This is a genomic window from Flavobacterium sp. T12S277 (genome assembly GCF_048514875.1).
Taxonomy (GTDB): domain Bacteria; phylum Bacteroidota; class Bacteroidia; order Flavobacteriales; family Flavobacteriaceae; genus Flavobacterium.
Genome location: NZ_JBLYEG010000020.1, coordinates 26,575 through 52,123 on the forward strand (window position 1 = coordinate 26,575; position 25,549 = coordinate 52,123).

The window sequence follows — 25,549 nt, forward strand, 5'->3', positions numbered from 1 at the left end:
CAATTGAGGGTTAATCCGGAAGACCCGATTTATCCCTCAATTGTAAAAGCACACTAGTACACCAGTGTTTGTATCGCATGTGCCGGAATTTTTATTGCAGCCTGTTCAGCCCCTATGATTAAATTGTAGGTCACTTCTTTGTCGGTCTGATTCATGACCACTGTTGCCATTGTGCCATCCGTATTTAAAAATGACGTACTTAACAAAGCGCTTCTGCTTACGGCTGAACTTACTCTTACAGCATTTAAGTGAATGAATTTTGAAAAATGCCCGATGTAATAATAAGATGGGGTGTAGATTAATTCTCCGGTTGTAGTATCGGCATGAATAGGTGAAAAACAGAAATTCCCCACATGATTAGGTCCTCCATTTTGATCCAAAAGAATGTTCCAGTCGGTCCATCCGGCCGTTCCATTGTTAAAATCATTAATCATCGAAATACCATATCGTTCGCCATTACCCCAAAATTGATACTTTTTGGCATCAAATTTTTCGACACAACCTTCTGTAAACAACAATCCTTTGTCAGGATAGGCTTCATTTACTTTGGCTACGTTGTCAAACATGGATGCTCCTCCTGACCAGTTTTCGTACCAGTGAAACCCCATTCCCCATACATATTTTGATGCTTCGGGATCGGTATAAATCACATTTGCTCTGTAATTCATTAAATCGCGATTGTGGTCCCAGGCAATAATTTTAACCTTACTTAATTGCTCCTTTTTTAAAGTTGGTCCAAGGAAATTTTTAATAAAGTCTCTTTCTTCCTCAGCAGTATAAATACACGATTCCCATTTCTGAACCGCCATAGGCTCATTTTGAGTAGAAGTTCCCCAAATTGGGATTCCTTCTTTTTCATAAGCTTTTATAAATTTGACATAAAAGTTGGCCCAGGTCTGATAATATTCCGGCAGTAAGGTTCCGCCTTTTAAAACGTCTTTATTGCTTTTCATAAAAGCATTTGGCGACCAGGGAGCTGCATAAGTGGTTAGTTTTCCACCGGCAGTTTTTATAGCCTGTTTGATCAGCGGAATGCGATATTGCTTGTCGTGATCAATCGAAAACGTTTTTAAATCTTTATCACCTTCTTTGATATAAGAGTAGCTTCCACTGCTAAAATCAGAACTTTGGATTGTGGTTCTTAGCAATGAATAGCCTATCCCTTTTTGTTTGTCGTAGTAGGCATTTAAAAATTCGGTTTGTTTTTCTTTTGGCAGTTTAGCAAAAACTTCGGCACTTGCATCGGTAATGGCTCCTCCGATTCCCATGAAAGTCTGAAATTTTTTAGACGGTTCTACAAAAACAGAAGCCTCGATTTCAAGGGGCTGTTTGGCCGATGAAAAAGTCAGATTAGCGGTTGAAGCCAATCTTAAATTTGAATTTTCGGCAGTGGTATAAACCGTTATCTTTTTTCCGTTGGTTATAAATTCTTTTTTTGTTTTAGACTGCTGTGCGAAAGCCGACAACGAAAACAAAAAACATAGTATTTTAAAACTATTCTTTCTCATTCTTACAGTATTATTTTTAATTCTAAAATTGATTTTTTACTGAGCTCTTTTCAATAAAAATGGTTCGAGACCGCTCAAGAGATTTAAAAAATAGCCCATACTCATACTGATTATGGGCTATTGCCAACCAAACTTAAACTTAACTCAAAACTTCCTTTTCAGCGTCCTTCAACGCTTGTTATCGTAGTGTTGCAATCAGCGAAGAAATTGCTGTTGCTTTAGTATCGCAACTATCCGGTATTCCTAATGCAAAAACGACATTAGGAATACTTTATAGCTGGATTTTTTTGTGTTTTTGAACTTGTTAACCCTCTATTGGTAATTCGGATTTTGTTTCAGCTTCGTACCATTAAGTTCTGTATAAGGTATCGGGAAAATTTCGTCTGTACCAGCGTTAAACCCTCTATCTGCTAGTGCAGAGGCTGCATCTCCCCAACGTACTAAATCAAAAAATCGATGTCCTTCACCGGCTAATTCCATTCTTCTCTCGGTTTTAATAGCCGCTAAGGTTACGGGAATTGAAGGCAAATGCACTCTTTTTCTAACCTCGTCAAGCAATGCCTGCGCTCTGGCTCCTGATCCTAAAGCCTCAGCCTCCATTAAATAGGTATCAGCAAGACGGATGATATACGAATTTTGTTTGTAGTTCAACTCGGCATTACCTCCACCGGTACGAACGTCTGACTGTCTCGGAAGGTATTTGTTCAGGAAGTAACCGGTATCCTGATAAGCCGGAATGTAGTTTGCCTTACCTGCTGCTTTTAATGCTTTTAAATCTAAAATAGTCGCTCCAAATCTTGGATCGTCTTTCATTACATCGTACAGTTTTTGAGTGGCCACATTAAAAGCCCATCCTGAAGGAAGATCAGGTGCAGTAGAACCTGTTGGTCTTGAATATCCTCTTGGTCCAACCATAATGTTTAGCGTATTTCCTTCGTCTCTACCCGTTCCCCAAAAGGTCCAGTCAGAATTTCCTGCGCTGGTATGGGATACTTCTAATAATGACTCTGCATTAAATTTATTGGTAGTCACCCACAGGTCACTAAATTCAGGCAATAATTTATTTCCGTATTGATTTACCTGACCCGGTGTACCATTTACTTGTGCTAAAACAGCCGCTGCCTGAGGATTTTTACCTTCAAACAAATATACTTTTCCTAGTATCGCCTGTGCTGCCCCTTTGTTCAGTCTTCCGGCTTCAGTTTCGGCAACCACAGTATTAGGCAAAGCAGCAATCGCTTCTAATAAATCTTTTTCGATTTGTGCATAAATTACAGTTGGTGCAACCTGCTCCGGATCGTAAATCGTTTGTGTATTTAAAGGCACCAAAACCAACGGAATGTTTTTAAACAATCTCACTAAATTGAAATAATAAAGGGCACGTAAAGTTTTAGCTTCTGCAGCAAATCTGGCTCTTACCGTTTCGCTCATAGTAGCGCCCGGAAGTTTATCCAATAAAATGTTTGCTCTGGAAACTCCCTGGTAATGATCGTTCCAGTAACTTCCCGGAATACTGATAGAAGTAAGAGAGTGCGTAGAGAAATTCTGGATTCCATTTCCGTCTGTCGCACTTCCGCCTCCGGCATAAAAATCGTCTGATCCGGCATTTAACATGGCCAGAAGGTTTTCAAAACCACCGGTGTTTTTTCGTAATGGATCGTACACACCCATTAATGCGGCGTAACATTGTTGTTCGTTAGAAAAATACGTACTGGTATCAAATTTTCCCTGCGGGTCAATGGTTACAAAATCTTCAGAGCAAGATCCAAGAACAGCCATTGCAGCAGCAATATATAGGTATTTAAATTTTATAGTTTTCATAATAGCTTTTAATTTTTAGAATTGAACGTTAGCTCCTAACAGTATAGATCTGGCTTGTGGATAAACTCCTTTATCTACACCATAAACCTGTCCTCCAATTTCCGGATCAAATCCACTGTATTTGGTAAAAGTGATTAGGTTTTCTCCAGTCAAGTAAAAACGAACTTTGTCTGAACCAATTTTTGACGATAGGTTCGTTGGTAACGTGTATCCAAGCTGAACGATTTTCAAACGCAGGTAGTTTCCGTTTTCAAGATAAAAATCAGACATATTACTAAAGTTTTTGTTGGGGTCATTGTTTGATAATCTAGGATAATCGTTTGAAGTTCCTTCTCCTGACCAGTGTCCTAAAGCGCTTGTCTGATAGTTTGCATTCAGGATATCCAGTCTTCGTAATCCCTGGAAAATTTTACTTCCTGCAGCTCCCTGAGCGAATGCCATGAAATCAAAGTTTTTATAATCCAGATTTACTGTAAATCCAAAACTATATTTAGGAATATTAGTCCCTAAAAATTGTTTATCATCATCGGTAATCGCACCATCGCCATTGGTATCTGTCCAACGGAAATCTCCCGGTTTTGCATTTGGCTGAATTAACCCTCCCGCAGCATTTTTGTAAGCAGCAACTTCGGCATCATTCTGAAAAATACCCGCTGTTTTAAAACCATAAAACTCGTTGAAGGAATGACCAACCTGTGTTCTTGTTACCGGCCCCATAGACTGGAAAGTAGCGTCTCCAACAATGTAGTTGGTAGAAGATCCCACATACGTAATCTCATTTTTTAAATAGGCAAAATTGGCATTAACCCCCAAATTGAAATCCCCAAGTTTTTTTCTGTAACCCAATTCAACTTCAAAACCACTGTTGTTCATATCGGCGATATTAGCCGAAGGAGCATCAACAACTCCAACATATCCCGGGATAACCACATTTCTTAAAATTCCTTTGGTCGTCTTTTTAAAGTAATCGAGAGTAAGAGAAAAATCGCTAAAAATCTTTGCATCAAGACCTACCGTAGTCTGAGAAGTTTCTTCCCATCCTAAATCGGCATTAGGCAAAGTAGAGTTTCCGTAACCGGTTGTGATTGAACCTGTGGTTCCAACAGAATAATTGTATCCTCCAACAACCAAACCTCTGTATTTGAAATCCTCTATATTATCATTCCCTACAACTCCATATCCTCCACGCAGTTTTAAACTGTTGAATACATTATTCTCTTTCCAGAAACCTTCTTTAGAAACCACCCATCCTAAAGAGAAGGAAGGGAAAACACCCCATTTTTTATTTTCACCAAAACGGGTTGATCCGTCACGACGAATGATTCCTGTGAAAAGATATTTTTCTAAATAATCATAATTGGCACGTAAAAACAAGGACGCCAGTTTGTGTTCTACAAGATCACTTGCTCTGTTTACACGATCCGTTTGCGGAATATCAAAATTGAAAGACGCATCTTTGTAGCTTGTAATTGGCAAACCAAACATCGTTACCCCAATTGTACCTCCAATATTCTCCACATAAGCACCTTGCCCTGCCAAAACATTTACGCTATGATTCCCAAATTTATTAGAGTAAGCCAAAGTGTTTTCCACAGTCCAGGAAAATGATTTGTTATTGTCCTGACTGTAATTGTTTCGGTCCTCTTTCATGTTTGGATTTAAGAAGAAGATCGGAGTAAAACCTTGTTTGCCCCAATAAGCGATCTTACCACCAAGTGTAGTTCTAAATTTTAAATGTTTTGTGATGTTGGCCTCTAAATAAGCGTTTCCAACAAAATCATCCGACCAGTCAAAACCTCCCAGTCTTGTCTGCGTATAAGCCAAAGGATTGGTCATCTCTTGTTGTACCAATGAAGAAATTCCATAAAGATTTCCGTTTGCATCTCTAACCGCATTTGGATTGGTGTAAAAACCAGTCCCTGTAACAGCAGGATCTGTCACGGTTAACGGAGTAAGCGGATCTAGGTTAATTGCTGAACTTAAAGGACCTCCAAACTCACTGTTGGTATTTCCGATACCTTTGGTTTTTTGGTGCGTGTAACCAAAAGTTTGTCCAAACGTAAAGTAGTCTGAAATTTTATGGGTAGAGTTTAAACGGAAGTTTTTCTTTGTATAGTTCGAAATGTCTGTTGCAACAATCCCTTCCTGATCCTGTATTCCGAAGGAAACATAAAAAGTAGATTTTTCACTACCACCGCTAATGCTCAACTCATGTGTATATCTAAAAGCAGAATCATTAAAAATCGCATCCTGCCAGTCTGTACCTTTTCCTAAGGATGCCGGATTAGGATACTTGATAGCACCACCGTCGGCAATAGACTTATCATTCATTATTCTTCCGTATTGCTCTGCATTTAACAGATCCAATCTTTTAGCCGGAGCTGAAGTCCCAGCAAAACCATTATAGTTCACCGAAATTTTTCCTGATTTTCCTTTTTTAGTGGTTACCAAAATAACCCCGGTTGCCGCACGAGTACCATAGATTGCGGCAGAAGCAGCATCTTTAAGAACTTCGATAGACTCGATATCACTCTGATTGATAAAACCAATTGCGTTGGCATCTACTGCAATACCGTCAACCACCCATAAAGGATCGTTTCCGCCTTCTCTGAAAGTAGTTACACCTCTGACACGAACTTTTGAAGCAGAGCCTGGTTGTCCTGATGTAGCAGCTACTGATACACCGGCGACTCTACCTTGTAAAGATTGTTCTACACGGCCATTTGGTACTTTTTCCAAATCGGCAGCTTTTACACTGGAGATGGCTCCTGTAACTACTGATTTCTTTTGAGTACCATATCCTACTACCACAACCTCATTTAACGACTGTGATTCCGGTAGTAACTTTATTGTCATTTTTGTTCTTCCATTTACAGCTTCATTAACCGGAGCATATCCAATAAAAGTGATCGTCAATACTCCATTTGAAGGAACTTGTATTTGGAATTTTCCATCAAAATCAGATGCAGTTGCCTTGGTTGTACCTTTTACTAAAATAGATGCACCCGGAACTGGCATTCCACTTTCATCATTTATGATTCCGTTTACCGTAACATCTTGTGCCATTGCGATAACTGAAAACAATAGAGACGAAATACAAAAAGTAAGTAATTTTGTTAATTTCATTTTTCTAAAAATTTTGGTTAATTAATTAGTAATTTGATGCAATACTAAACCTAAATTTCTACTATCAGCAATTAAACTTCACTACAAAAACACATCAAAGTAAATTTAAATGCCATACAAAAACACATCATTTTTTTTATAAAACACTAATTTACAGATAAATAAATTCTTATTTTAAGATGTTATCGAAATGTTAATTTCAAAAACAAACACTACACTTACCCTTTAATGCTTATTTTTATGATAAAAACAAGCTCCTACATCGTGATAGTAGCGAAAAACAAGACCTAAATAGTTCAAAATAAAAGACTTAACCACCAAAAACCAAAACAACCCTAAAAAACCATGAAATTGATAAAATCTTATTTTATTATTACTTTTTTTACTTTATTCGCAATTCCGTTTTTCGGGCAGGTTAAAAACATTGGATTACCTGATGTAAGAAATTACAAGCGTAATGAATACAAGGGAGGAACACAAAACTGGAATATTGGTCAGGATAAAAACGGTAATCTCTATTTCGCAAACAATAATGGTCTCTTACAATTCGACGGAGCTTCATGGCGAAAATACCCTCTTCCCAATGAAACCTCCGTTCGTTGTTTGAAGATTGATGCTTCGGGCAAAATTTTTGTTGGAGGCTATAATGAATTTGGCTACTTTCAACCCAATGCTAAAGGCAGACTTAAATATACCTCACTGGCTCAAAAAGTAGACAAAAACAAAATCAAGATCATTGACTTTATATGGAAGATTCATGCTGTAAACAATGAAATCATCTTTCAATCTTTTGCACGGGCCTATATCTACAAAAACGGGAAGCTTTCGATCCTGAAAGCTCCGGGACGTTTCCAATTTTCATTCGTGGTAAACGGCAAGCTTTATTTTCAGGATGTAGAACACGGTATTTTAGAGTACCGTAATAATCGACTCTATGTTTTACCCAACACCAAAGTCTTAAACAATACCGAGATTTGGGGTATGTATACGTTAGAGAAAAACAAAATACTCATCATTACTCTTGAGAGAGGCTTATTTATCTACGAAAACGGCACTGTAAAACCATGGAATACGGAAGCCAATGATTTTGTAAAAAAGAACAATTCTCTTGGCGGATCTATTATAAAGAACAACTTTATTGTTTTAAATTCAGTCTTAGACGGCGTGATTATTTGCGATTTTAACGGTAAAATCATTCAGCATGTTAACCGAAAAAAAGGACTTCAAAACAATACCATTCTGACTTCTTTTGTAGACAACAAGAACAACCTCTGGCTTGGCCTCGACAACGGTATTGCCTACATTAACGAAAACTCCCCCTTTACCTATTTTGGATTTAGCTACGACATCAGTACCGTTTATGCTTCTGTAATTGATCAGGGTAATTTGTATGTGGCGACCAATCAGGGCGTTTTTTATCACGCCTGGAATACGACTTTTAAAGAAGGCGTTTTTAAACTTGTAGAAGGAACAACCGCGCAATCCTGGAATGTACAGGTGATCGAAAACGAACTTATCTGTGCAAACAACAGAGGGGCACTCGTCATAAATGGAGGAAAAGTAACCCGTACGATCGATTCAAAAGGCTACTATGGTTTTAAGAGAATCCCAAATCGTCCTAATTTTTTCATTGGTTCTAATTACGATGGATTTGCCATTTTTGAAAAAACAGCTGGCGGTCTAGTTTTCAAAAACCAAATCGACGGATTTGACAAATCATCCAACAGCTTTGAGGTTGACGATTCTTATTTGTGGCTTAAAAGAGATGCGTCTATTTACAGGATGACGCTAAACGACGAGCTAACCCGTTTTTCGTACATAAAAAAAATAGATCAATTGACTCCTGCCTACAAAAACATTGGAAGCCTTCAGAAAATTGATCACAAAATATACTTTCAATCCAACAATCATTTTTATCTGTACTCCAAAGAGCAAAACTTGTTTATTGAAGATAAGACGTTATCCAGGCTTTTCAAAAACATCCCTGTTATCAATGCCTTAAGCGAAGATTCACAATCCAATTTATGGTATGCTTTTGATGAATCACTGGGAGTTTTAATGAAAGAAAACAATACCTATAAAAATGTTGTTGCGCCGTTCTCCAATCTAACAGGTAATCTGGTAAGCAACTATTTATCAATAAACACCATTGACCCTCAGAATATCTTTATAGGACTAACAGACGGTCTGGCACATTACAATTCTAAATTATTAACTCATTTTGTAACCAAACCCAAGGCTTTCATCCGAAGTTTTTCATTTCCCGGCGACACGATCGTACTGGGGAACAATCCAAATAAAATAGGCAACATCCGCATTCCCTATTCCTCCAATCATGTACGATTTACGTTCTCCTCTCCTACCTATGAAAATCTGGAAAACGTGCAGTTCTCCTATCAGTTAGAGCCTTTTGATGACAAATGGAGCAATTGGTCCACCATTTCAATAAAAGAATACACCAACCTTCGGGAAGGAGAATATACGATGAATGTAAAGGTCCGAAATAGTTACGGAATACAATCTGAACCCTCAACGCTTTCTTTTACGGTTTCACCACCCTGGTACAGGCACTTTTTAGCCTTTATGCTCTATTTCTTATTGCTTATCATCCTGATTTATATTGTTTCGAATCGAATAAAAGTAAAAATCCGAAAAAATAAATACTACGAAACCATCGAACAAAGAAAACTGTACCTCGAAAGAGATGCAAAAACAAGACAGGAGCAATACGAACTGGCAAAGGAAATTGAAAAGCTAAAAAACGACAAACTGCAAATCAAAATTCTGGCAAAAGACAAAGAACTCGTGAACAATTCTTTACAAGTGGTAAAGAAAAATAAGATCCTGAACGGAATCATCCACAAACTGAAAGAAATTGATATTGAGGCTCTCGATGAATCGACAAAATTTCAGGTGAGCAAATTAAACAAAAGCATTGTCAAGGAGGTTAACACAGACAAAAGCTGGAAAGACCTTGAAAAACACATCAAAAACGTACATTTTGAGTTCTTAAAACGCTTAAAAGAAAAGTATCCGACGATATCGCCACGCGAGTTGGATTTGTCCACTTATTTACTGATGAATATGTCGACGAAAGAAATAGCCGAAATTATGAATATTTCGACAGGAGGCGTCGAACTGGCCCGTTACCGACTGAGAAAAAAGCTGGGGCTGAATAAAAAAGAAAACCTGATTGGTTTTCTCATGAGCATTTAAAAGCAAAAAGAGGCTGTCCTTACTTTTCGGACAGCCTTGTTTTTATAAATAATTTCAGATTGAATTATAATCCAAAAGCAGTTTATTGGTCGGCAAAAATTATACGTCTTAATTCAACGCTGATTTGACGGATTCGCTATCGCGAAGACGCTGATAAAAACGGATTCTAAAAATTAAAAAAACTTTTAACTGAGGAAAAAAAATCTGTTTTTATTCGCGTTTTTACGAAGTAAATCTGTTTTATCCGCGTCGAACTAAAGTAGAGACTTAAACCAATAACATAATAAGAGAAACTTCATACTTTTCGGACAGCCTTGTTTTTATAAATAATTTTAGATTAAATTATAATCCAAAAGCAGTTTATTGGTCGGCAAAAATTATACGCCCTAATTCAACCCTGATTTGACGGATTCGCTATCGCGAAGACGCTGATAAAAACGGATTCTAAAAATTAAAAAAACTTTTAAATGAGGAAAAAAAAATCTGTTTTTATTCGCGTTTTTACGAAGTAAATCTGTTTTATCCGCGTCGAACTAAAGTAGAGACTTAAACCAATAACATAATAAGAGAAAGTTCATACTTTTCGGACAGTCCCCTTTTGTTAGTTGATAAATTCTAAGGTTCGTTCCAAAGCCATTCCTCTGGAGCCTTTTATCAGAATCGTATTTTCTGCAAAATGTGTGGTCTTTAAGAACGCTGCAAAAGTATCGAAACTCTCAAAAAAATGAAGTTTATCGCTGCTTACTTTTGTTTCGTAAAAGGATTTTCCAATCAGATAACAAATCGATTTATCCTGATCTGCTAACGAATCGACAATCAGTTGATGCTCCTGTCTGCTTTCATCACCCAACTCAAACATATCTCCTAAAATCATCACCTTATTCGCGTTTTCCAATTGCAGGAAATTAGCAATAGCCACCGCCATACTGCTCGGATTGGCATTGTAAGCGTCCAGAATAATCTCATTTGATCCTTTCTTTAGCAACTGCGATCTGTTATTCTCCGGTATATAGTTTTCGATAGCGTGTTTTACGGCGGTATCTTCCACTTTGAAGTAAGCCCCCATCGCTACAGCCGCATTAATATTATTGGCATTGTAAAGCCCTATTAAATGCGATTCTACATTAAAATTATCGTATTCAATCACCACAAAAGGATTGGCCTTAATACTCTTGATTTCTAAGTTGGCCTGAGCCTTGTTCACTCCGAAAGTAAAAGACTCAATTCCCTCCGATTTCTCGATCTGAATTGGGTCTTCCAGATTTACAAAAGCGATCTTATTCTCTTTTGCCAGATACTGGTACATTTCGCTTTTCCCAATAATTACTCCTTCAACACCGCCAAAACCTTCGAGGTGTGCTTTTCCGAAGTTAGTGATATAACCAAAATCCGGTTGTGCAAGATCACATAAAAAAGCGATTTCTTTCTTGTGATTTGCACCCATTTCGACAATTCCAATTTCGGTATCTTTTGTAAAAGACAACAAGGTTAATGGAACACCAATATGGTTGTTTAAATTCCCAACGGTTGCTTTGGTTTTATATTTTTGAGACAAAACCACGTTGATAAGCTCTTTGGTCGTTGTTTTTCCGTTACTGCCGGTCAGGCCAATAATAGGAAGTTTTAAGTATGCTCTGTGGTACTTTGCCAATTCCTGCAACGTTTCCAGGCTGTTTTCAACGAGAATTGTTCTGTCGTCAATAGCATAAGCCGCATTGTCAATAACAACAAATAAAGCGCCTAATTCTATTGCCTGTGCAGCAAATGTATTGGCATCGAAATTTTCACCTTTAATAGCAAAAAACATAGAATCCTTCTCAATTTTTCGGGTATCAATTGAAACTGATTTACATTTTAAAAACAAGCTATGAATGTCCTGGATATTCATTTATAAAAATATTTACATATTAAAATTAAGCAATAAAAAAATTCCAAATTCCAAAAGCTGAGTAAATCAGTTGGAATTTGGAATTTTTTTATTGAATTTGCCAGAATTTAGTTTCTTGGCGATTTTCTTTTTTCAGATTTAGCTCCTACTCTAGACATTGCACATCTAAATCCGATATAATCAGTTGCCATATCCTGAGGGAAATATCTTCTTTGACCCGGATCCAACCAATAAGCTCTGTCTCTCCAAGAACCACCTTTGTAAACTCTTACATTATCATCGATTAATGTGGTACGTTTACTAGAGTTGTCATATTTTTTAACCATCTGACCTAAACTATCAGTAGTGATGTTGTGTTTAGGTGAGTTGTACATCGTTTGATCTGCTTTAGTTCCTGATTCAGAATCTCCAAAATCAAAATACTTAGAAGATTGTTTGTCACCGTCTCTGTAGTTGATGTTGTTACTTGTATCAAAGTTTGTTCTTAAATAAGTTTCGTTTTCATCAACCGGAACCTGAGCAATTTCTCCTGGTAAGTTAGTTGCTACTTTTTTACCGTTACTTAATGTTTTGTACTGAATATTATCTTTAGTGATAATTTCAATTTTACCATCTTTCCCGATTTTGTTTTTAGCGTATTGGTTTCCTCTAAAGTAGTTGAAATCATTTGCTTCGTTATCAATAATAGGTCTGTAAACATCGGCAACCCATTCGGCTACGTTTCCAGCCATATCATACAATCCGAAATCATTAGGAGCGTAGCTTTTTACAGAATTTGTAATATCAGCACCATCATCAGACCAACCTGCAATTCCACCGTAATCACCGTTTCCTTGTTTGAAGTTCGCCAATTGATCTCCTTTGTTTTTACGTTTTGAAGAACGTGTATAATCTCCGGACCAAGGATATTTCTTTTGTCCTTTATAGATATTGTATTCTCTTTGTCCAACATCAGCAGCAGCAGCATACTCCCATTCTGCTTCAGTAGGAAGTCTGTATTCTGGAAGGATAATCCCTGAAGAACGTTGTGCGTACACATTTTTTTCTTCCGGAACTACTCCGTCTTTACCTGCTTTAGGTTTTCTTCCGTTAGGATTTTTCTTTAATACAAGTTCTTCATTACCTCCGTAAGTTGTACTTGGAGAGGCCACATAACCTTCTGTATTAAATAAACTTTCAGCGCTAACATCCTGAGTTTTTGCTCCTTTTTTAAGGTAACCGTTTTTCTCTAAAACTGCTTCGTTCACACGGTCAGTTCTCCATTTAGCGAATTCAACAGCCTGAATCCAGTTTACACCTACTACTGGGTAGTTTGCGTAAGATGGGTGTCTTAAGTAGTTGTTGGTCATCGTTTCGTTATATCCTAAACGATTTCTCCATACAAGCGTATCAGGAGATGCTCCTTCGTAAATATTCTTGTAATTTTCTTCTGTTGGTGGGAAAACTTTCTTTAACCACTCCAGGTATTCTAAGTACATACCGTTGGTAACTTCAGTTTCATCCATATAGAATGACTGAACGTGTTGTTGAGTTGGTGTGTTATTCCAATCGTGCATAACATCATCCTGTACTTTACCCATAGTAAATGTACCTCCTTCAACAAAAACTAAACCAGGACCAGCCTGTTGTTTTTTTCCTGCATTTCTGGCAGCAGTTCCATTTTGACTGTCTACGTCCCAACCAGTTGCCCTGGACGCATGACTGGAACTCGATTTTTTGCTACAACTAGCCGTGCCTAACATCAATACCATTGACATCATTAATTGCAAGACTACAATTTTGTTTACTTTCATACTCATTCTGTAGGTGATAAATTTAGGTGCTGCAATATAATAATTAACATTTAATTAGCAACATCCGGTCTAATAATTTTATTTAGCTGTTTTTTACCAGAAAATAACCTATTGTTACGAACGCAAAAATATACTTTTTATTATTTACTATAACATGAAATACTATATTTTTACCTACTAAAATATTTTTAATTAAAAACCGTTTTATCCACTAATGAAACAAGCCCTGATTTTATACCTTTTTCTGATTCCTTTTATCTCATTTTCCCAGATAAATGGAGGCTTTACGTTAGATTGGCAAAACAAAAAAGAGATGAGTTTTGGTGACTCTAAATTAAAAATACCCTATTTTTCAGGAAACGGTTTCCGGTATGATACTACTAAAAAAAGCATAATTTTATTATTGAATCTGACGGAAGCAGGTTCTGCGAACTACAATTCGATTCAAATTTCCAACATTATTTACGAGTCTGTTTCGATTGCTGATCTTGGCGACCTTTCAATCGAAAACATCCCCGAAAAACCAAATGAAACCTTAAAAACAACCCTTTCAAGAGACCTGACGCAGGTGTTTTTATCTTTGTCGCCTATCATAAAAGAAGGAAACAGCTTTAAAAGAATACGATCTTTTTCCTACAATACGACCACCAGTACAACAGCAAAAAACAATAACTCTTCTTCTTTTCAAAAAACAGCTGCCGTTTACAATTCCGTATTATCTTCGGGAGACTGGTACCGTTTTTACGTCGAAAAATCGGGTGTTTATAAACTCTCCAGAGCCTTTTTGCAAAGTATTGGTTTTGACCCGGGAAAAACAGACCCGAGAAGAATCAAAATCTATGGAAACGGAGGAAAAATGCTTCCTTTGGCCAACAACGTTTATTATCCGGAAGATCTGACAGAAAATGCTATTCAGATTGTTGGGGAAGCAGATGGTGTTTTTAACAATGAGGACTATATTCTTTTTTATGGTGAAGGAGTTGAAAACTGGAGTACCGAAAGCCAGACCAACTTAAACCTGTACGATACCAAGTCTTACTATTACATTACCATTACGGGCGGTGACGGAAAACGAATCTCTCCGCTCAATCAGCCAACCGGAAGCAGCACTTTAGAACTCAATACTTTTGACGACTACCAGTTTCACGAAATCGACAAAACAAATATCGCTCACTTAGGCCGCGAATGGTACGGCGAATCTTTCGACATTACTCAGGAGCAGGAGTTCAACTTCAACTTCCCGAATATCGACCCTTCGACTCCTGTAAAAATAGAAGTTAAAGCAGCTTCGGCAGCCTACACTCCTACTTCGTTTGCCATTTCTGCTAACGGGCAAAATGTTGGCAATCTCAATTTTCAGGCATTAGTTCTCAATGGCGATATAAAATTTTACGCTCAGAAACTACCCTCCAACGCAACTTTTACCGGAGCCGAAAATGTAAAAATAAAACTTACCTATAATAACAATGGAGTTCCGGGATCAAAAGGATACCTTGATTTCATTAATCTGATTGCCAAAAGAAAACTTCTGGGCACCGGAAAACAATTTAAATTTCAATACGATTTAGCAGGCGCAACCCCCGGAATAGTCAATTACACAATAGGCAACGCCGCCGGTATTGCTCAAATTTGGGACGTCACAGATCCAACCAATACCTTAAAAATAGAAAACACCGGCCAAGCCAACTTTAGTTTTAAGGCCTCTTTAGGAGAAATCAGAAAATACATAGCAATTGACCCCGCCGATTATTACGCTCCTTTAAAAGAGAACCAGTCTAAAGTGGTTAATCAGAATTTAAAAGGAACGCTTTTCAGGAATGCTCAAAACAGCTTTCAGGATATCGACTATATTATTGTAGCTCCAAAATCTCTGACTTCCCAAGCCGAAAAACTAGCCACTTTTCACCGGGTGAATTCCAATTTAAACGTAAAAGTAGTTGCATTAGAAAACATCTATCAGGAGTTCTCTTCCGGAAAGCAAGATGTGGCCGCTATCCGAAATTGCATTCGATACCTTTATAATAACGCTTCTTCTCCCGACAAAAGACTTAAATATGTAAACTTATTTGGAGACGCCTCGTTTGATTATAAGGACCGAATCTCAAACAACACCAATATTGTACCTATATATCAATCTGCAACCAGCAACTCTACCGGAGAAGCCTCATTTGCATCGGATGATTTTTACGGTCTAATGGATGCCAATGAAGGAGTTGTTGTTTTCCCTTTTGGCGGAATTGATATCGCAGTAGGCAGAATGTTAATTTCCGACAATGCACAGGCAGCTGAAATGGTCAATAAAGTTCTCGAATATCACGATCAGAAATCTTTTGGAAACTGGCGCAACAACATTGTTATGATAAGCGACGACTCTGACAGAGCCTCCGATGCGAGTCTGCAAGCCCGCCAGAACAGCCTTGCCGATGCAATCTCTACCCAAAAACCATTCCTTAATATCGACAAAATTCTTCTCGACTCTTATACACAGGAAGCTTCGGCAGGAGGAGCCAGATACCCTAAAGCCCGAACCGATATGTTTAATGCGTTCGAAAAAGGCGCTTTAGTTTTCAACTATCTTGGACATGGCGGTGAAGATGGACTGGCAGGCGAACGACTCTGGGAAAAATCAGACGGACAAAACCTGAGCAACCAATACAAATACCCGTTATTTATCACCATCACCTGTGAGTTTTCAAGATTTGACGACCCTACGAGACCAACCGCAGGAGAATATACTTTTTGGAACCCAAAAGGCGGCGCTATTTCCATGTTAACCACCGTTCGTGCGATCGGACAATACAATGCCGAAAACTTTAACGACAGCCTGAACAAAAACCTGTTTTCTTACGGATCCAGTCAATACACCACCATCGCAGAGGCACTCCGAATTTCTAAAAATGAAAACCCAAGTTCTGCCAGTAATGTTATTTTTTATATTGGAGATCCCGCTTTGATGCTGGCCATTCCGAAACCAAAAATCAATCTGACAAAAATCAATGATATTGCAGTTTCTCAGGCGATTCCGGATTTCAAATCCTTATCCAAAATTAAAATCACAGGAGAAATTACCGATGAGAACAACAATCTTTTAAGCAATTACAATGGTGAATTAGCAACAGCTATTTTCGACAAACTAATCACCACCACCACTCTGAACAACGATGGATATAGCCCTGCAATGTCATTCAAAATATTAGGTGAAACTATTTTCAGAGGAAATGCATCGGTAACCAACGGTCAGTTCGAATTTAGCTTTGTCGTACCCAGAGACATCCGCGTCCCTGTTGATTACGGCCGAATCAGCTTTTACTCCAAGAAAACACAAACACTTGAAAATCAAGCCGGTTACAACACTACCATAAAAATTGGAGGAATAAATGAAAATGCTCCACAGGACAATATAAGTCCAAAAGTGAAGTTATATATGAACGATGAAACTTTTGTATCGGGAGGAATTACAAACGAATCGCCCTTTTTACTGGCGTTTCTTGAAGATGAAAACGGAATCAATACAGCAAGCGGAATCGGGCATGATATTATAGCAGTGCTGGATGGCGATGTAAGCAACCCTTTTGTTCTCAATGATTATTATCAGACAAAACTAGACGATTATACCAATGGAAATTTACGTTTTCCATTGCGAAATCTTGCCGCCGGAATGCACACTATAACTTTTACGGCATGGGATGTGTACAACAATCCTGTAACCAGTGAAATACAATTTATAGTTGTTGGAGATGAATCGCTAACCCTAACTCACGTTCTTAATTATCCTAACCCTTTTTCAACCTATACCCAATTTTGGTTTTCACACAACAGACCTTACGAACCCCTTGATGTTCAGGTTCAGGTCATGACCATAACCGGTAAAGTAGTCTGGACAAAAAACCAGATCATCACCACAGAAGGCTTCCTGTCGAGAGAAATAACCTGGGACGGAAAGGATGATTTTGGCGATCGAATCGGGAAAGGCGTTTATATTTACAAACTCACTGTCAAATCAAATTTGACAAATAAAAAGGCAGAAAAATACGAAAAGCTTGTCATCTTATAATAATCTATATATTTGTATCACCAACTCCATAATTACGTAAATGAAAAAAATATCGCTATTATTAATTTGTTTTTTAATTATTCCGTACGCAAAAGCTCAAAACATTGAACGCCCTATTACTACCGGAGTACCTTTTTTACTAGTCGCAGCCGACGCAAGAGCCGCCGGTTTAGCCGATCAGGGTGTTGCTACATCAGCCGACGCCTATTCGCAACAATGGAATCCTGCAAAATATGCTTTCTCCGTAGACAAGCAGGGATTTTCTATCAGTTACACTCCTTATCTGACTGACTTAGCCAATGACATTTCGTTAGGCCAGGTAACCTACTACAACAAAATCAACGACCGAAGCGCCTTTGCGGGAAGTTTCCGTTATTTTGGTTTTGGAGATATTGAGTTACGTACAACGGGGGATCCAAATGAAGCGGCAAGAATCGTTTCACCGAATGAATTTGCTTTCGACGGATCTTACTCTCTTAAATTAAGCGAAACATTCTCTATGGCTGTAGCCGCAAGATACATTCGTTCTAACCTGAAAATTGCTTCGGAAGATATCGATGCATCAGCAGCAAGTTCTTTCGCTGTAGACGTTGCCGGATTCTACCAATCAGAAGAGATTGCTTATTCTGACTTCAACGGAAGATGGAGAGGTGGTTTCAACCTGCAAAATCTTGGACCAAAAATAAGTTATGACAACGACGATATCAGTTCTAACTTTTTACCAGCTAATCTTAGATTAGGAGGAGGTTTCGACTTCATCTTAGACGATTACAATAAAGTAGGCCTTAGTGTCGAAGTCAGCAAACTTTTAGTTCCAACTCCTCCGGGACCAGGAACTCCTGTAGATGCAAATGGCGACGGCGATTTTACAGATCCGGGAGACATTTCTCAGGAACAAGCTAACGCAGCAAACTACAAAAACTACAAAGACATTGGCTGGGTATCGGGAATCTTTAAATCATTTGGAGATGCGCCGGGTGGTTTTAGCGAAGAACTAAAAGAAATCACTTATAGTGTAGGTGCCGAATATATGTATCAGGATGCTTTTGCCTTACGAGCAGGATATTTTCATGAAAGTCCGGTAAAAGGAGCAAGACAATTCTTCTCTTTAGGAGCCGGATTCAAATATAATGTTGTAAAAGTTGACGTTTCATATTTATTTTCGACTTCAAAAGTTAAAAATCCGTTAGAAAATACACTTCGTTTTTCTTTAACCTTTAACTTTGGCGACAAATACGAAGTATACTAAAACCAGAAAACAAAAAAATTAATAACAATCCAAATTTCTATTAAGTTAGAGATTTGGATTTTTTTTCCCTTAAAAACAAATGAAAGAAATAAGCATTACATCATCCTTTAACGTTTACAACAACCTTGAAGAACTTTCAAACGACATTCAGGACTTAATGCGTCAGGCAGTCGAAGTCCGCAAAAACGCTTACGCTCCCTATTCTCAGTTTCGGGTTGGAGCCGCTTTACTTTTAGACAACGGAAAAATAGTCGTAGGATCTAATCAGGAAAATGCAGCTTATCCTTCAGGATTATGTGCAGAGCGTGTTGCTATTTATCATGCCGGAAGTGTGTATCCGGGAGCCAAAATTTTAAAAATGGCCATTACAGCAGCTTCAGACACCAACCAGACGACAGCACCGATTCCACCATGTGGTTCTTGCCGACAATCTATTGCAGAATACGAGATCAGACAGGATACCCCTATCGAAATCTATTTTATGGGTGAAATAGGTGAAGTTTATAAATCGGCATCCCTAAAAAATTTACTTCCTTTTATGTTTGATAAAAAGTTCTTGTAAAAAAAAGCCAAAAAGTGGCTTTTAAATTTTACTTCTTAATAGGAATGTCTTATTTTTGCATCCCGACCTTTCGGGCGCAAATTTGTGGGAGGAAACTATTTTGCGTTATAGGCAACAATTGATAACACAAACAAACTTTAGCAAAAGAAAGAATTCAGATGAAAGAAGTTACAAAAGAAGTATATTTAAAGTGGTACGAAGACATGCTACTTTGGAGAAAGTTTGAAGACAAACTTGCAGCATTATACATTCAACAAAAAGTTAGAGGTTTTTTACACCTATATAATGGTCAGGAAGCTGTATTAGCAGGTGCATTGCACGCTATGGACCTGACTAAAGACAAAATGATTACTGCATACAGAAACCACGTTCAGCCAATTGGTATGGGAGTTGATCCTAGAAACGTAATGGCAGAACTTTTAGGAAAAGCAACCGGAACCTCAAAAGGTATGGGAGGTTCTATGCACATTTTCTCTAAAGAACACCGTTTTTACGGAGGACACGGAATTGTTGGTGGACAAATTCCGGTAGGAGCTGGTTTGGCTTTTGCCGATAAATATTTCAACACTGGCGGAGTTACTATGACTTACTTTGGTGATGGTGCTGCCAGACAAGGTTCATTACACGAAGCTTTCAACATGGCTATGTTATGGAAATTACCGGTTGTATTTATCGTTGAAAACAACGGTTATGCGATGGGAACTTCTGTTGAAAGAACTGCAAATCACACCGACATCTGGAAACTTGGTTTAGGATACGAAATGCCTTGCGGACCAGTTGACGGAATGAATCCGGTAAAAGTTGCAGAAGCAATGACAGAAGCTATTGACAGAGCACGTCGTGGTGACGGACCTACTTTCCTTGAAATGAAAACGTACCGTTACAGAGGACACTCAATGTCGGATGCACAATTGTACCGTTCTAAAGAAGAAGTAGAAGAATACAAAAAAATTGACCCTATTACTCAGGTTTTAGATGTAATTATGGATCAAAAATATGCTACGGAAGAAGAAATTGAAGTAATCGACCAAAGAGTAAAAGATTTAGTAGAAGAATGTGTGAAATTTGCTGAAGAATCTCCATATCCTGAATTACAACAATTGTATGATGTAGTATACGCACAAGAAGACTATCCATTTACACCTCATAAACTATAAATCAATGGCAACAATTATTACAATGCCTCGTTTGAGCGATACTATGACGGAAGGAACGGTAGCGACTTGGCTTAAAAAAGTAGGCGACAAAATTAGCGAAGGAGATATCTTAGCTGAAATTGAAACAGACAAAGCAACAATGGAATTTGAGTCTTTCAACGAAGGAACTCTTTTACATATCGGAATACCAGCGGGAGAAACTGCTCCTGTTGACTCTTTATTAGCTATCATTGGTAACGAAGGAGAAGACATCTCTGCTCTTTTAGCCGGTGGTGCTGCCCCTGCTGCTGCAGAAGCTCCAAAAGCGGAAGCTGCCCCTGCTGCAGAAACAAAAACAGAAACTGCTGCTCCTGCAAAAGCTGCAACTGAATTACCAAAAGGTGTTGTAGTGGTTACTATGCCACGTTTGAGCGATACCATGACTGAAGGAACTGTAGCTTCCTGGTTGAAAAAAGTAGGTGATACTGTTGCCGAAGGAGACATCTTAGCCGAAATTGAAACAGACAAAGCGACTATGGAGTTTGAGTCTTTCAATGCCGGAACTTTATTGTACATTGGAATTCAGGAAGGAAATACAGCTCCTGTTGACAGCTTATTAGCTATCATTGGACCTGCCGGAACTGATGTTTCGGGAATTTCTGCAAACTATACTGCCGGAGGTGCTGCAAGCGCTCCTGCAACTGAAGAAGTAAAAGCTGCTCCTGCTGCTGAAAAAGCAACAGAAACTGTAGCCGAAACTTCAAACGGAGGAAGAATCTTAGCTTCACCATTAGCAAAGAAAATCGCTTCTGACAAAGGAATCCAATTGACTCAGGTTAAAGGTTCAGGAGAAAACGGACGTATCGTAAAAAGCGATATCGAAAACTTTACTCCAGCTGCTGCTCAGGCAACTGCTGCAACTGCAACTCCTGCTACTAAAACGCCAGAAGCTGCTCCTGCTGCTGCACCAAAAGTTTTTGTTCCTGCCGGAGAAGTTTTCACCGAAGAGATCAAAAACTCTCAAATGCGTAAAATTATCGCAAAACGTTTGGCAGAATCTTTATTTACAGCTCCTCACTACAACTTAGTGATCGAAGTAAGCATGGACGAAGCTATGGGCGCAAGAGCAACAATCAATACCGTTCCGGATACAAAAGTATCTTTTAACGATATGGTAATCAAAGCTTGTGCATTAGCCTTGAAAAAACATCCAAAAATCAACTCTCAGTGGAAAGAAGATGCTATCATCATCAACCACCACGTAAACATTGGTGTTGCTGTAGCGGTTGAAGACGGATTAGTAGTTCCAGTATTGAAATTTACAGATGCCATGAGCTTATCTCAAATTGGTGCTTCAGTAAGAGATCTTGCCGGAAGAGCTAAAAACAAAAAACTAGGACCACAGGAAATGGAAGGAAGCACTTTTACAGTTTCTAACCTTGGAATGTTTGGTATCACTGAATTCAATTCAATCATCAATCAGCCAAACTCTGCTATCCTTTCTGTAGGAGCAATTGTAGAGAAACCAGTAGTGAAAAACGGTCAGATTGTAGTTGGAAACACCATGATGTTATCATTGGCTTGTGACCACAGAACGATTGACGGTGCAACCGGAGCTCAGTTTTTACAAACACTAAAACAATACATCGAAAGCCCGGTGACCATGTTAGCATAATTTTTATGCCATGTTCATCTGAGCAAAGTCGAATGTCTGAGCGAAGTCGAATGTCCGTCTGAGCGAAGTCGAAGACCCCTATAATAAAATCCCGTTTTGTTCATTCAAAACGGGATTTTTTGTTTAATTTTCATCCGCAAATCCAAAATACATAAAAATGAAGAAAATAATCCTTGTAGCTTTATTCTTAACGGCTTTCGCCTGCCAGAAAAAAGAACAAACCGAAAAAAACACAGCCGTCATTGACAAACACAGCTATTCTAAACCGGAATTGGCTGTTGTGAAACACCTCGATCTTGACATTAAAGTCGATTTCAATACCCAAACCATCACCGGAAAAGCTTCCTGGCAAATTGACAACATCAGCAAAGGAAACGAAATTATCTTCGACGAAAACACCCTTAACATTACCAAAGTAACTTTAGGAGACGAAGAAAAAGAAACCAAATTCGAGCTTGGTGCGGACACCGAATTTCACGGAAAACCGCTTCATATTGCTATTGAGCCCAACACCACCAAAGTAAATATTTACTACAACACCACCAAAGAGGCTGTAGCATTGCAATGGTTGAAACCGGAACAGACCGCAGACAAAAAGAAGCCATTCTTATTCTCTCAGGGCGAAAGCGTTTGGTCGCGTACCTGGATTCCGTGTCAGGATTCACCGGGAATTCGCTTTACTTACAATGCAAAAGTTACCGTTCCTAAAGATTTATTAGCCGTTATGAGCGCTGTGAATCCACAAAAGAAAAACGATACCGGAGTTTATACTTTTAAGCAGGATAAAGCAATTCCGTCTTATTTAATGGCAATTGCCGTTGGAGATATTGAATTCCAGGCAATCGACAACAGAACCGGAGTTTATGCAGAACCTTCCATGCTGAAAAAATCGGCTTGGGAATTTGCTGAACTTGGAAAAATGGTCGTTGCTGCCGAAAAACTATACGGTCCATATCGTTGGGGACGTTATGATGTATTGGTTTTACCTCCAAGCTTCCCTTATGGCGGAATGGAAAACCCGAACCTAACTTTCTTAACTCCGGGCGTAATTGCAGGAGATCGTTCGCTAACAAGTCTTTTAGCACATGAATTAGGACACAGCTGGAGCGGAAACTTAGTGACCAATGCAACCTGGGATGACATTTGGTTAAACGAAGGTTTTACCACTTATGTAGAACACAGAATTGGAGAAGCCATCTTTGGAAAGAAAGAATTTGAGATGCAAAACGTTATCACCAACAAAGAATTAGTGGATAATGTAGCAGAATATGGAGCAGATAGTCCGGATACCCGATTAAAAGTAAGCCTTACAGGAAGAAATCCTGACGATGGTATCAGTATGATTCCTTACGTAAAAGGATATGCTTTTTTAAGAGTTATTGAGAATGCAGTTGGACGTGAGAAATTCGATCCGTTTATTAAGAACTATTTCGATTCTCATGCGTTCCAATCCATCACAACAGAAGATTTTGTAAAATACATCAATGAAAACCTGATTAAAGGCGACAAAGCTTTAGCGGATAAAATCAAATTAGAAGACTGGATTTACAAACCGGGAATTCCGTCAAACATCCTTCCGGTAAGTTCTCCTGATTTTGATGCAATTGATCAAATCCAAAAAACCTGGAGAGAAACGGGCGTGACAGGTCTAAGCAAAAAAATTACGACAACTGCCGAAAAACAGCATTTTATAGATCATCTTCCGGCTGACATTACAGCAACAGAAATGGAAGCGATTGACAAAGAATTCAACTTTACAAAAGGCGGTAATTTCATCATCAAACGCCAATGGTTTGTTCAGGCCATTGAACATCAATACAAAGCAGCCAATCCTGCAATTGAGCAATTCCTAATCGGAATAAGCCGAACAGGATCGGTAATGATGCTTTACAAAGAAATGGTTAAAACTCCGGACGGAAAAGTTTGGGCAAAACAGATTTTCGAAAAAGCAAAATCAGGTTATCATGCTACAACGATTCAGGCTGTTGAAGGGGTTTTGAAATAGAGTTTTTTTAGTCTCAGTAGGCAGTCGCAGCGAACAGTTGTAGTAGGCAGTGCTGCTTGAAAACTGAGACTGAGACTGCGTACTGAGACTGAGACTGAAAACTGAGACTGAGACTGAGACTGAAAAAAAACCAGATTACGCAAAGTGTAATCTGGTTTTTTTTAGTTCTTATTCTTAGCTTCGATCCATTTTGACATGTACATCGTACTTCGATACGCGTGATGCTGCAATAAATTACCCATAAAATTATGCAGACGATGGCTTTTAGAATCCATCAGCAATGAATTGACTACAGCTACTAATCCAGCCGAAAATTTATCTTTCAGATAACATTCGTTAATAATAGTGACACCTTTTTTCTGAGCTTCTTTCCAAAGACTTCCATCCTGATAAAGTGCAATTGCATTTTTAACAAACTCGGATACATCATCGGTTATAAATCCATTCCAGGGCAAGTTGGCATGCATGGCTTCAGCACCAATTGTTGTGGTTACACTAGGCGTTCCGCATTGCATTGCCTCGAGCAATTTGCCTTTTAAACCGGCTCCAAACCGAATAGGCGCCAGAACAACCCTCGCATTTTTTACCACTTCATTAGCATCTTCTGCCCTGCCCATTATATAAAACCCGTTTTTTGGCTGATGCAGCTGTACTACTTTTTGCGACGGATAAGCACCGTAAACCTCTAAAACAGCTTCCGGAAAATCCGTTTTTATCAAAGGCCAGATGGTTTCTTTTAAATACTGAACGGTGTTCCAATTGGGTTCATGAAAGAAATTCCCAATAAAAACAAACTTTTTCCTTTCTTCAAAGGAAGGTAATTCCAAAAGAGCATCATCCGACATTGCCTCTACTAAAAAAGGAAGATACAAAAGCAGCTCTTCATTGATTCTGAACATCTCTTTCAAAACATTCATCTCAAATTCTGAAATAATCAAAGACAAATCACATCTTAAAATACTGGCAATTTCCCGCTTTGCTACTTCTTCAGAAAACAAATCTTCGAGTTCAAATTTCCGGCCCTTCTTAAAAGCATTTTGCCTTGCTGCTCGCAAACAATGTAAATCTTCGGTATCGAGAATCCGAATTGCTTCCGGACAATTTTCGGTTATACGCCATCCAAATTGTTCCTCGATCATAAAACGATCAAACAACACAACATTTGGATCTAATTCCAACACAAAGGCGTCAAAACTGGCCGAATTGAGTTCGATGCTTTTTTTATCAACTCCAAACGCAGACAAGTCCACCATAAAATCGCTGTCTAAGGCTGCACTGACGAATGTAATCTCAAATCCATTTTGCTTAAAAATGGAAATTAACTGCATCATTCTACCTCCGGCAGCAGACGAATTTGGCTCGGGCCAGACAGAACCGATAATTAAAAGTTTACGCACTGGATTCATTTATATTCATTTCAACCTGCAAAATAATGCTTTTTCGAGCGTATTCGCACGATATTTCCTGTTTTTGGTCGAAAAAAGACTAATTTTGCCAAATACAAATTTCGGAAGCA

General features: G+C 38.5%; 13 protein-coding genes. 7 read left to right on the plus strand and 6 right to left on the minus strand.

Annotated features, from left to right (window positions below):
- Positions 1–53: 53 nt before the first annotated feature.
- From ACN1CN_RS20905 to ACN1CN_RS20915, 3 genes are all read right to left on the minus strand, one after another.
- Positions 54–1,508 (minus strand): glycoside hydrolase family 30 protein, encoded by a 1,455-nt coding sequence (locus ACN1CN_RS20905; RefSeq protein ID WP_419137379.1) that lies wholly within the window; start codon positions 1,506–1,508, stop codon positions 54–56.
- 312 nt (positions 1,509–1,820) lie between these two features.
- The gene (locus tag ACN1CN_RS20910; RefSeq protein WP_291286841.1) at positions 1,821–3,329 is read right to left on the minus strand and encodes a RagB/SusD family nutrient uptake outer membrane protein; all 1,509 of its coding nucleotides are present in this window, start codon (positions 3,327–3,329) and stop codon (positions 1,821–1,823) included.
- Positions 3,330–3,344: 15 nt separating this feature from the next.
- Positions 3,345–6,455 carry a SusC/RagA family TonB-linked outer membrane protein gene (locus tag ACN1CN_RS20915; protein ID WP_264526246.1) on the minus strand — a complete coding sequence of 1,037 codons (3,111 nt, stop codon included), beginning with the start codon at positions 6,453–6,455 and terminating at the stop codon, positions 3,345–3,347.
- A 345-nt stretch (positions 6,456–6,800) separates the two neighbouring features.
- On the opposite strand from ACN1CN_RS20915, the gene ACN1CN_RS20920 reads away from it, so the two are divergent.
- On the plus strand, positions 6,801–9,671 hold the full coding sequence (locus ACN1CN_RS20920; protein WP_419137381.1) for a triple tyrosine motif-containing protein: 2,871 nt from the start codon (positions 6,801–6,803) through the stop codon (positions 9,669–9,671).
- A gap of 601 nt (positions 9,672–10,272) precedes the next feature.
- Here ACN1CN_RS20920 and ACN1CN_RS20925 read toward each other — a convergent pair.
- A complete protein-coding gene (locus ACN1CN_RS20925) occupies positions 10,273–11,559 on the minus strand; it encodes a UDP-N-acetylmuramoyl-tripeptide--D-alanyl-D-alanine ligase (protein ID WP_419137382.1) in 1,287 nt (428 codons plus the stop codon).
- 107 nt (positions 11,560–11,666) lie between these two features.
- Positions 11,667–13,352, minus strand: a complete 1,686-nt coding sequence (gldJ, locus tag ACN1CN_RS20930) for a gliding motility lipoprotein GldJ (RefSeq protein ID WP_291286845.1) — start codon at positions 13,350–13,352, stop codon at positions 11,667–11,669.
- A 214-nt stretch (positions 13,353–13,566) separates the two neighbouring features.
- On the opposite strand from gldJ, the gene porU reads away from it, so the two are divergent.
- From porU to ACN1CN_RS20960, 6 genes are all read left to right on the plus strand, one after another.
- Positions 13,567–17,406, plus strand: coding sequence for a type IX secretion system sortase PorU (gene porU / locus ACN1CN_RS20935; RefSeq protein WP_419137383.1), 3,840 nt, complete (start codon positions 13,567–13,569; stop codon positions 17,404–17,406).
- Between the two features lie 40 nt (positions 17,407–17,446).
- Positions 17,447–18,655, plus strand: a complete 1,209-nt coding sequence (gene porV, locus ACN1CN_RS20940) for a type IX secretion system outer membrane channel protein PorV (protein ID WP_264526241.1) — start codon at positions 17,447–17,449, stop codon at positions 18,653–18,655.
- 79 nt (positions 18,656–18,734) lie between these two features.
- Positions 18,735–19,217: a cytidine deaminase gene (gene cdd / locus ACN1CN_RS20945; protein ID WP_291286848.1), complete on the plus strand. Its 483-nt coding sequence runs from the start codon at positions 18,735–18,737 to the stop codon at positions 19,215–19,217.
- A 158-nt stretch (positions 19,218–19,375) separates the two neighbouring features.
- A complete protein-coding gene (gene pdhA / locus ACN1CN_RS20950) occupies positions 19,376–20,374 on the plus strand; it encodes a pyruvate dehydrogenase (acetyl-transferring) E1 component subunit alpha (protein WP_017497233.1) in 999 nt (332 codons plus the stop codon).
- A 4-nt stretch (positions 20,375–20,378) separates the two neighbouring features.
- Positions 20,379–22,028, plus strand: coding sequence for a 2-oxo acid dehydrogenase subunit E2 (locus ACN1CN_RS20955; RefSeq protein ID WP_419137386.1), 1,650 nt, complete (start codon positions 20,379–20,381; stop codon positions 22,026–22,028).
- A 157-nt stretch (positions 22,029–22,185) separates the two neighbouring features.
- A complete protein-coding gene (locus tag ACN1CN_RS20960) occupies positions 22,186–24,033 on the plus strand; it encodes a leukotriene A4 hydrolase C-terminal domain-containing protein (protein WP_419137388.1) in 1,848 nt (615 codons plus the stop codon).
- A gap of 161 nt (positions 24,034–24,194) precedes the next feature.
- Here ACN1CN_RS20960 and ACN1CN_RS20965 read toward each other — a convergent pair whose 3' ends face one another.
- Positions 24,195–25,439, minus strand: a complete 1,245-nt coding sequence (locus tag ACN1CN_RS20965) for a glycosyltransferase family 4 protein (protein ID WP_419137389.1) — start codon at positions 25,437–25,439, stop codon at positions 24,195–24,197.
- Positions 25,440–25,549 lie beyond the last annotated feature (110 nt).

Excerpts from the sequence above, each read along its gene's own strand:
- ACN1CN_RS20905 (WP_419137379.1), bottom strand. The coding sequence starts at position 1,508 with ATGAGAAAGAATAGTTTTAAAATACTATGTTTTTTGTTTTCGTTGTCG.
- ACN1CN_RS20910 (WP_291286841.1), bottom strand. The coding sequence starts at position 3,329 with ATGAAAACTATAAAATTTAAATACCTATATATTGCTGCTGCAATGGCT.
- ACN1CN_RS20915 (WP_264526246.1), bottom strand. The coding sequence starts at position 6,455 with ATGAAATTAACAAAATTACTTACTTTTTGTATTTCGTCTCTATTGTTT.
- ACN1CN_RS20920 (WP_419137381.1), top strand. The coding sequence starts at position 6,801 with ATGAAATTGATAAAATCTTATTTTATTATTACTTTTTTTACTTTATTC.
- ACN1CN_RS20925 (WP_419137382.1), bottom strand. The coding sequence starts at position 11,559 with ATGAATATCCAGGACATTCATAGCTTGTTTTTAAAATGTAAATCAGTT.
- gldJ (WP_291286845.1), bottom strand. The coding sequence starts at position 13,352 with ATGAAAGTAAACAAAATTGTAGTCTTGCAATTAATGATGTCAATGGTA.
- porU (WP_419137383.1), top strand. The coding sequence starts at position 13,567 with ATGAAACAAGCCCTGATTTTATACCTTTTTCTGATTCCTTTTATCTCA.
- porV (WP_264526241.1), top strand. The coding sequence starts at position 17,447 with ATGAAAAAAATATCGCTATTATTAATTTGTTTTTTAATTATTCCGTAC.
- cdd (WP_291286848.1), top strand. The coding sequence starts at position 18,735 with ATGAAAGAAATAAGCATTACATCATCCTTTAACGTTTACAACAACCTT.
- pdhA (WP_017497233.1), top strand. The coding sequence starts at position 19,376 with ATGAAAGAAGTTACAAAAGAAGTATATTTAAAGTGGTACGAAGACATG.
- ACN1CN_RS20955 (WP_419137386.1), top strand. The coding sequence starts at position 20,379 with ATGGCAACAATTATTACAATGCCTCGTTTGAGCGATACTATGACGGAA.
- ACN1CN_RS20960 (WP_419137388.1), top strand. The coding sequence starts at position 22,186 with ATGAAGAAAATAATCCTTGTAGCTTTATTCTTAACGGCTTTCGCCTGC.
- ACN1CN_RS20965 (WP_419137389.1), bottom strand. The coding sequence starts at position 25,439 with ATGAATCCAGTGCGTAAACTTTTAATTATCGGTTCTGTCTGGCCCGAG.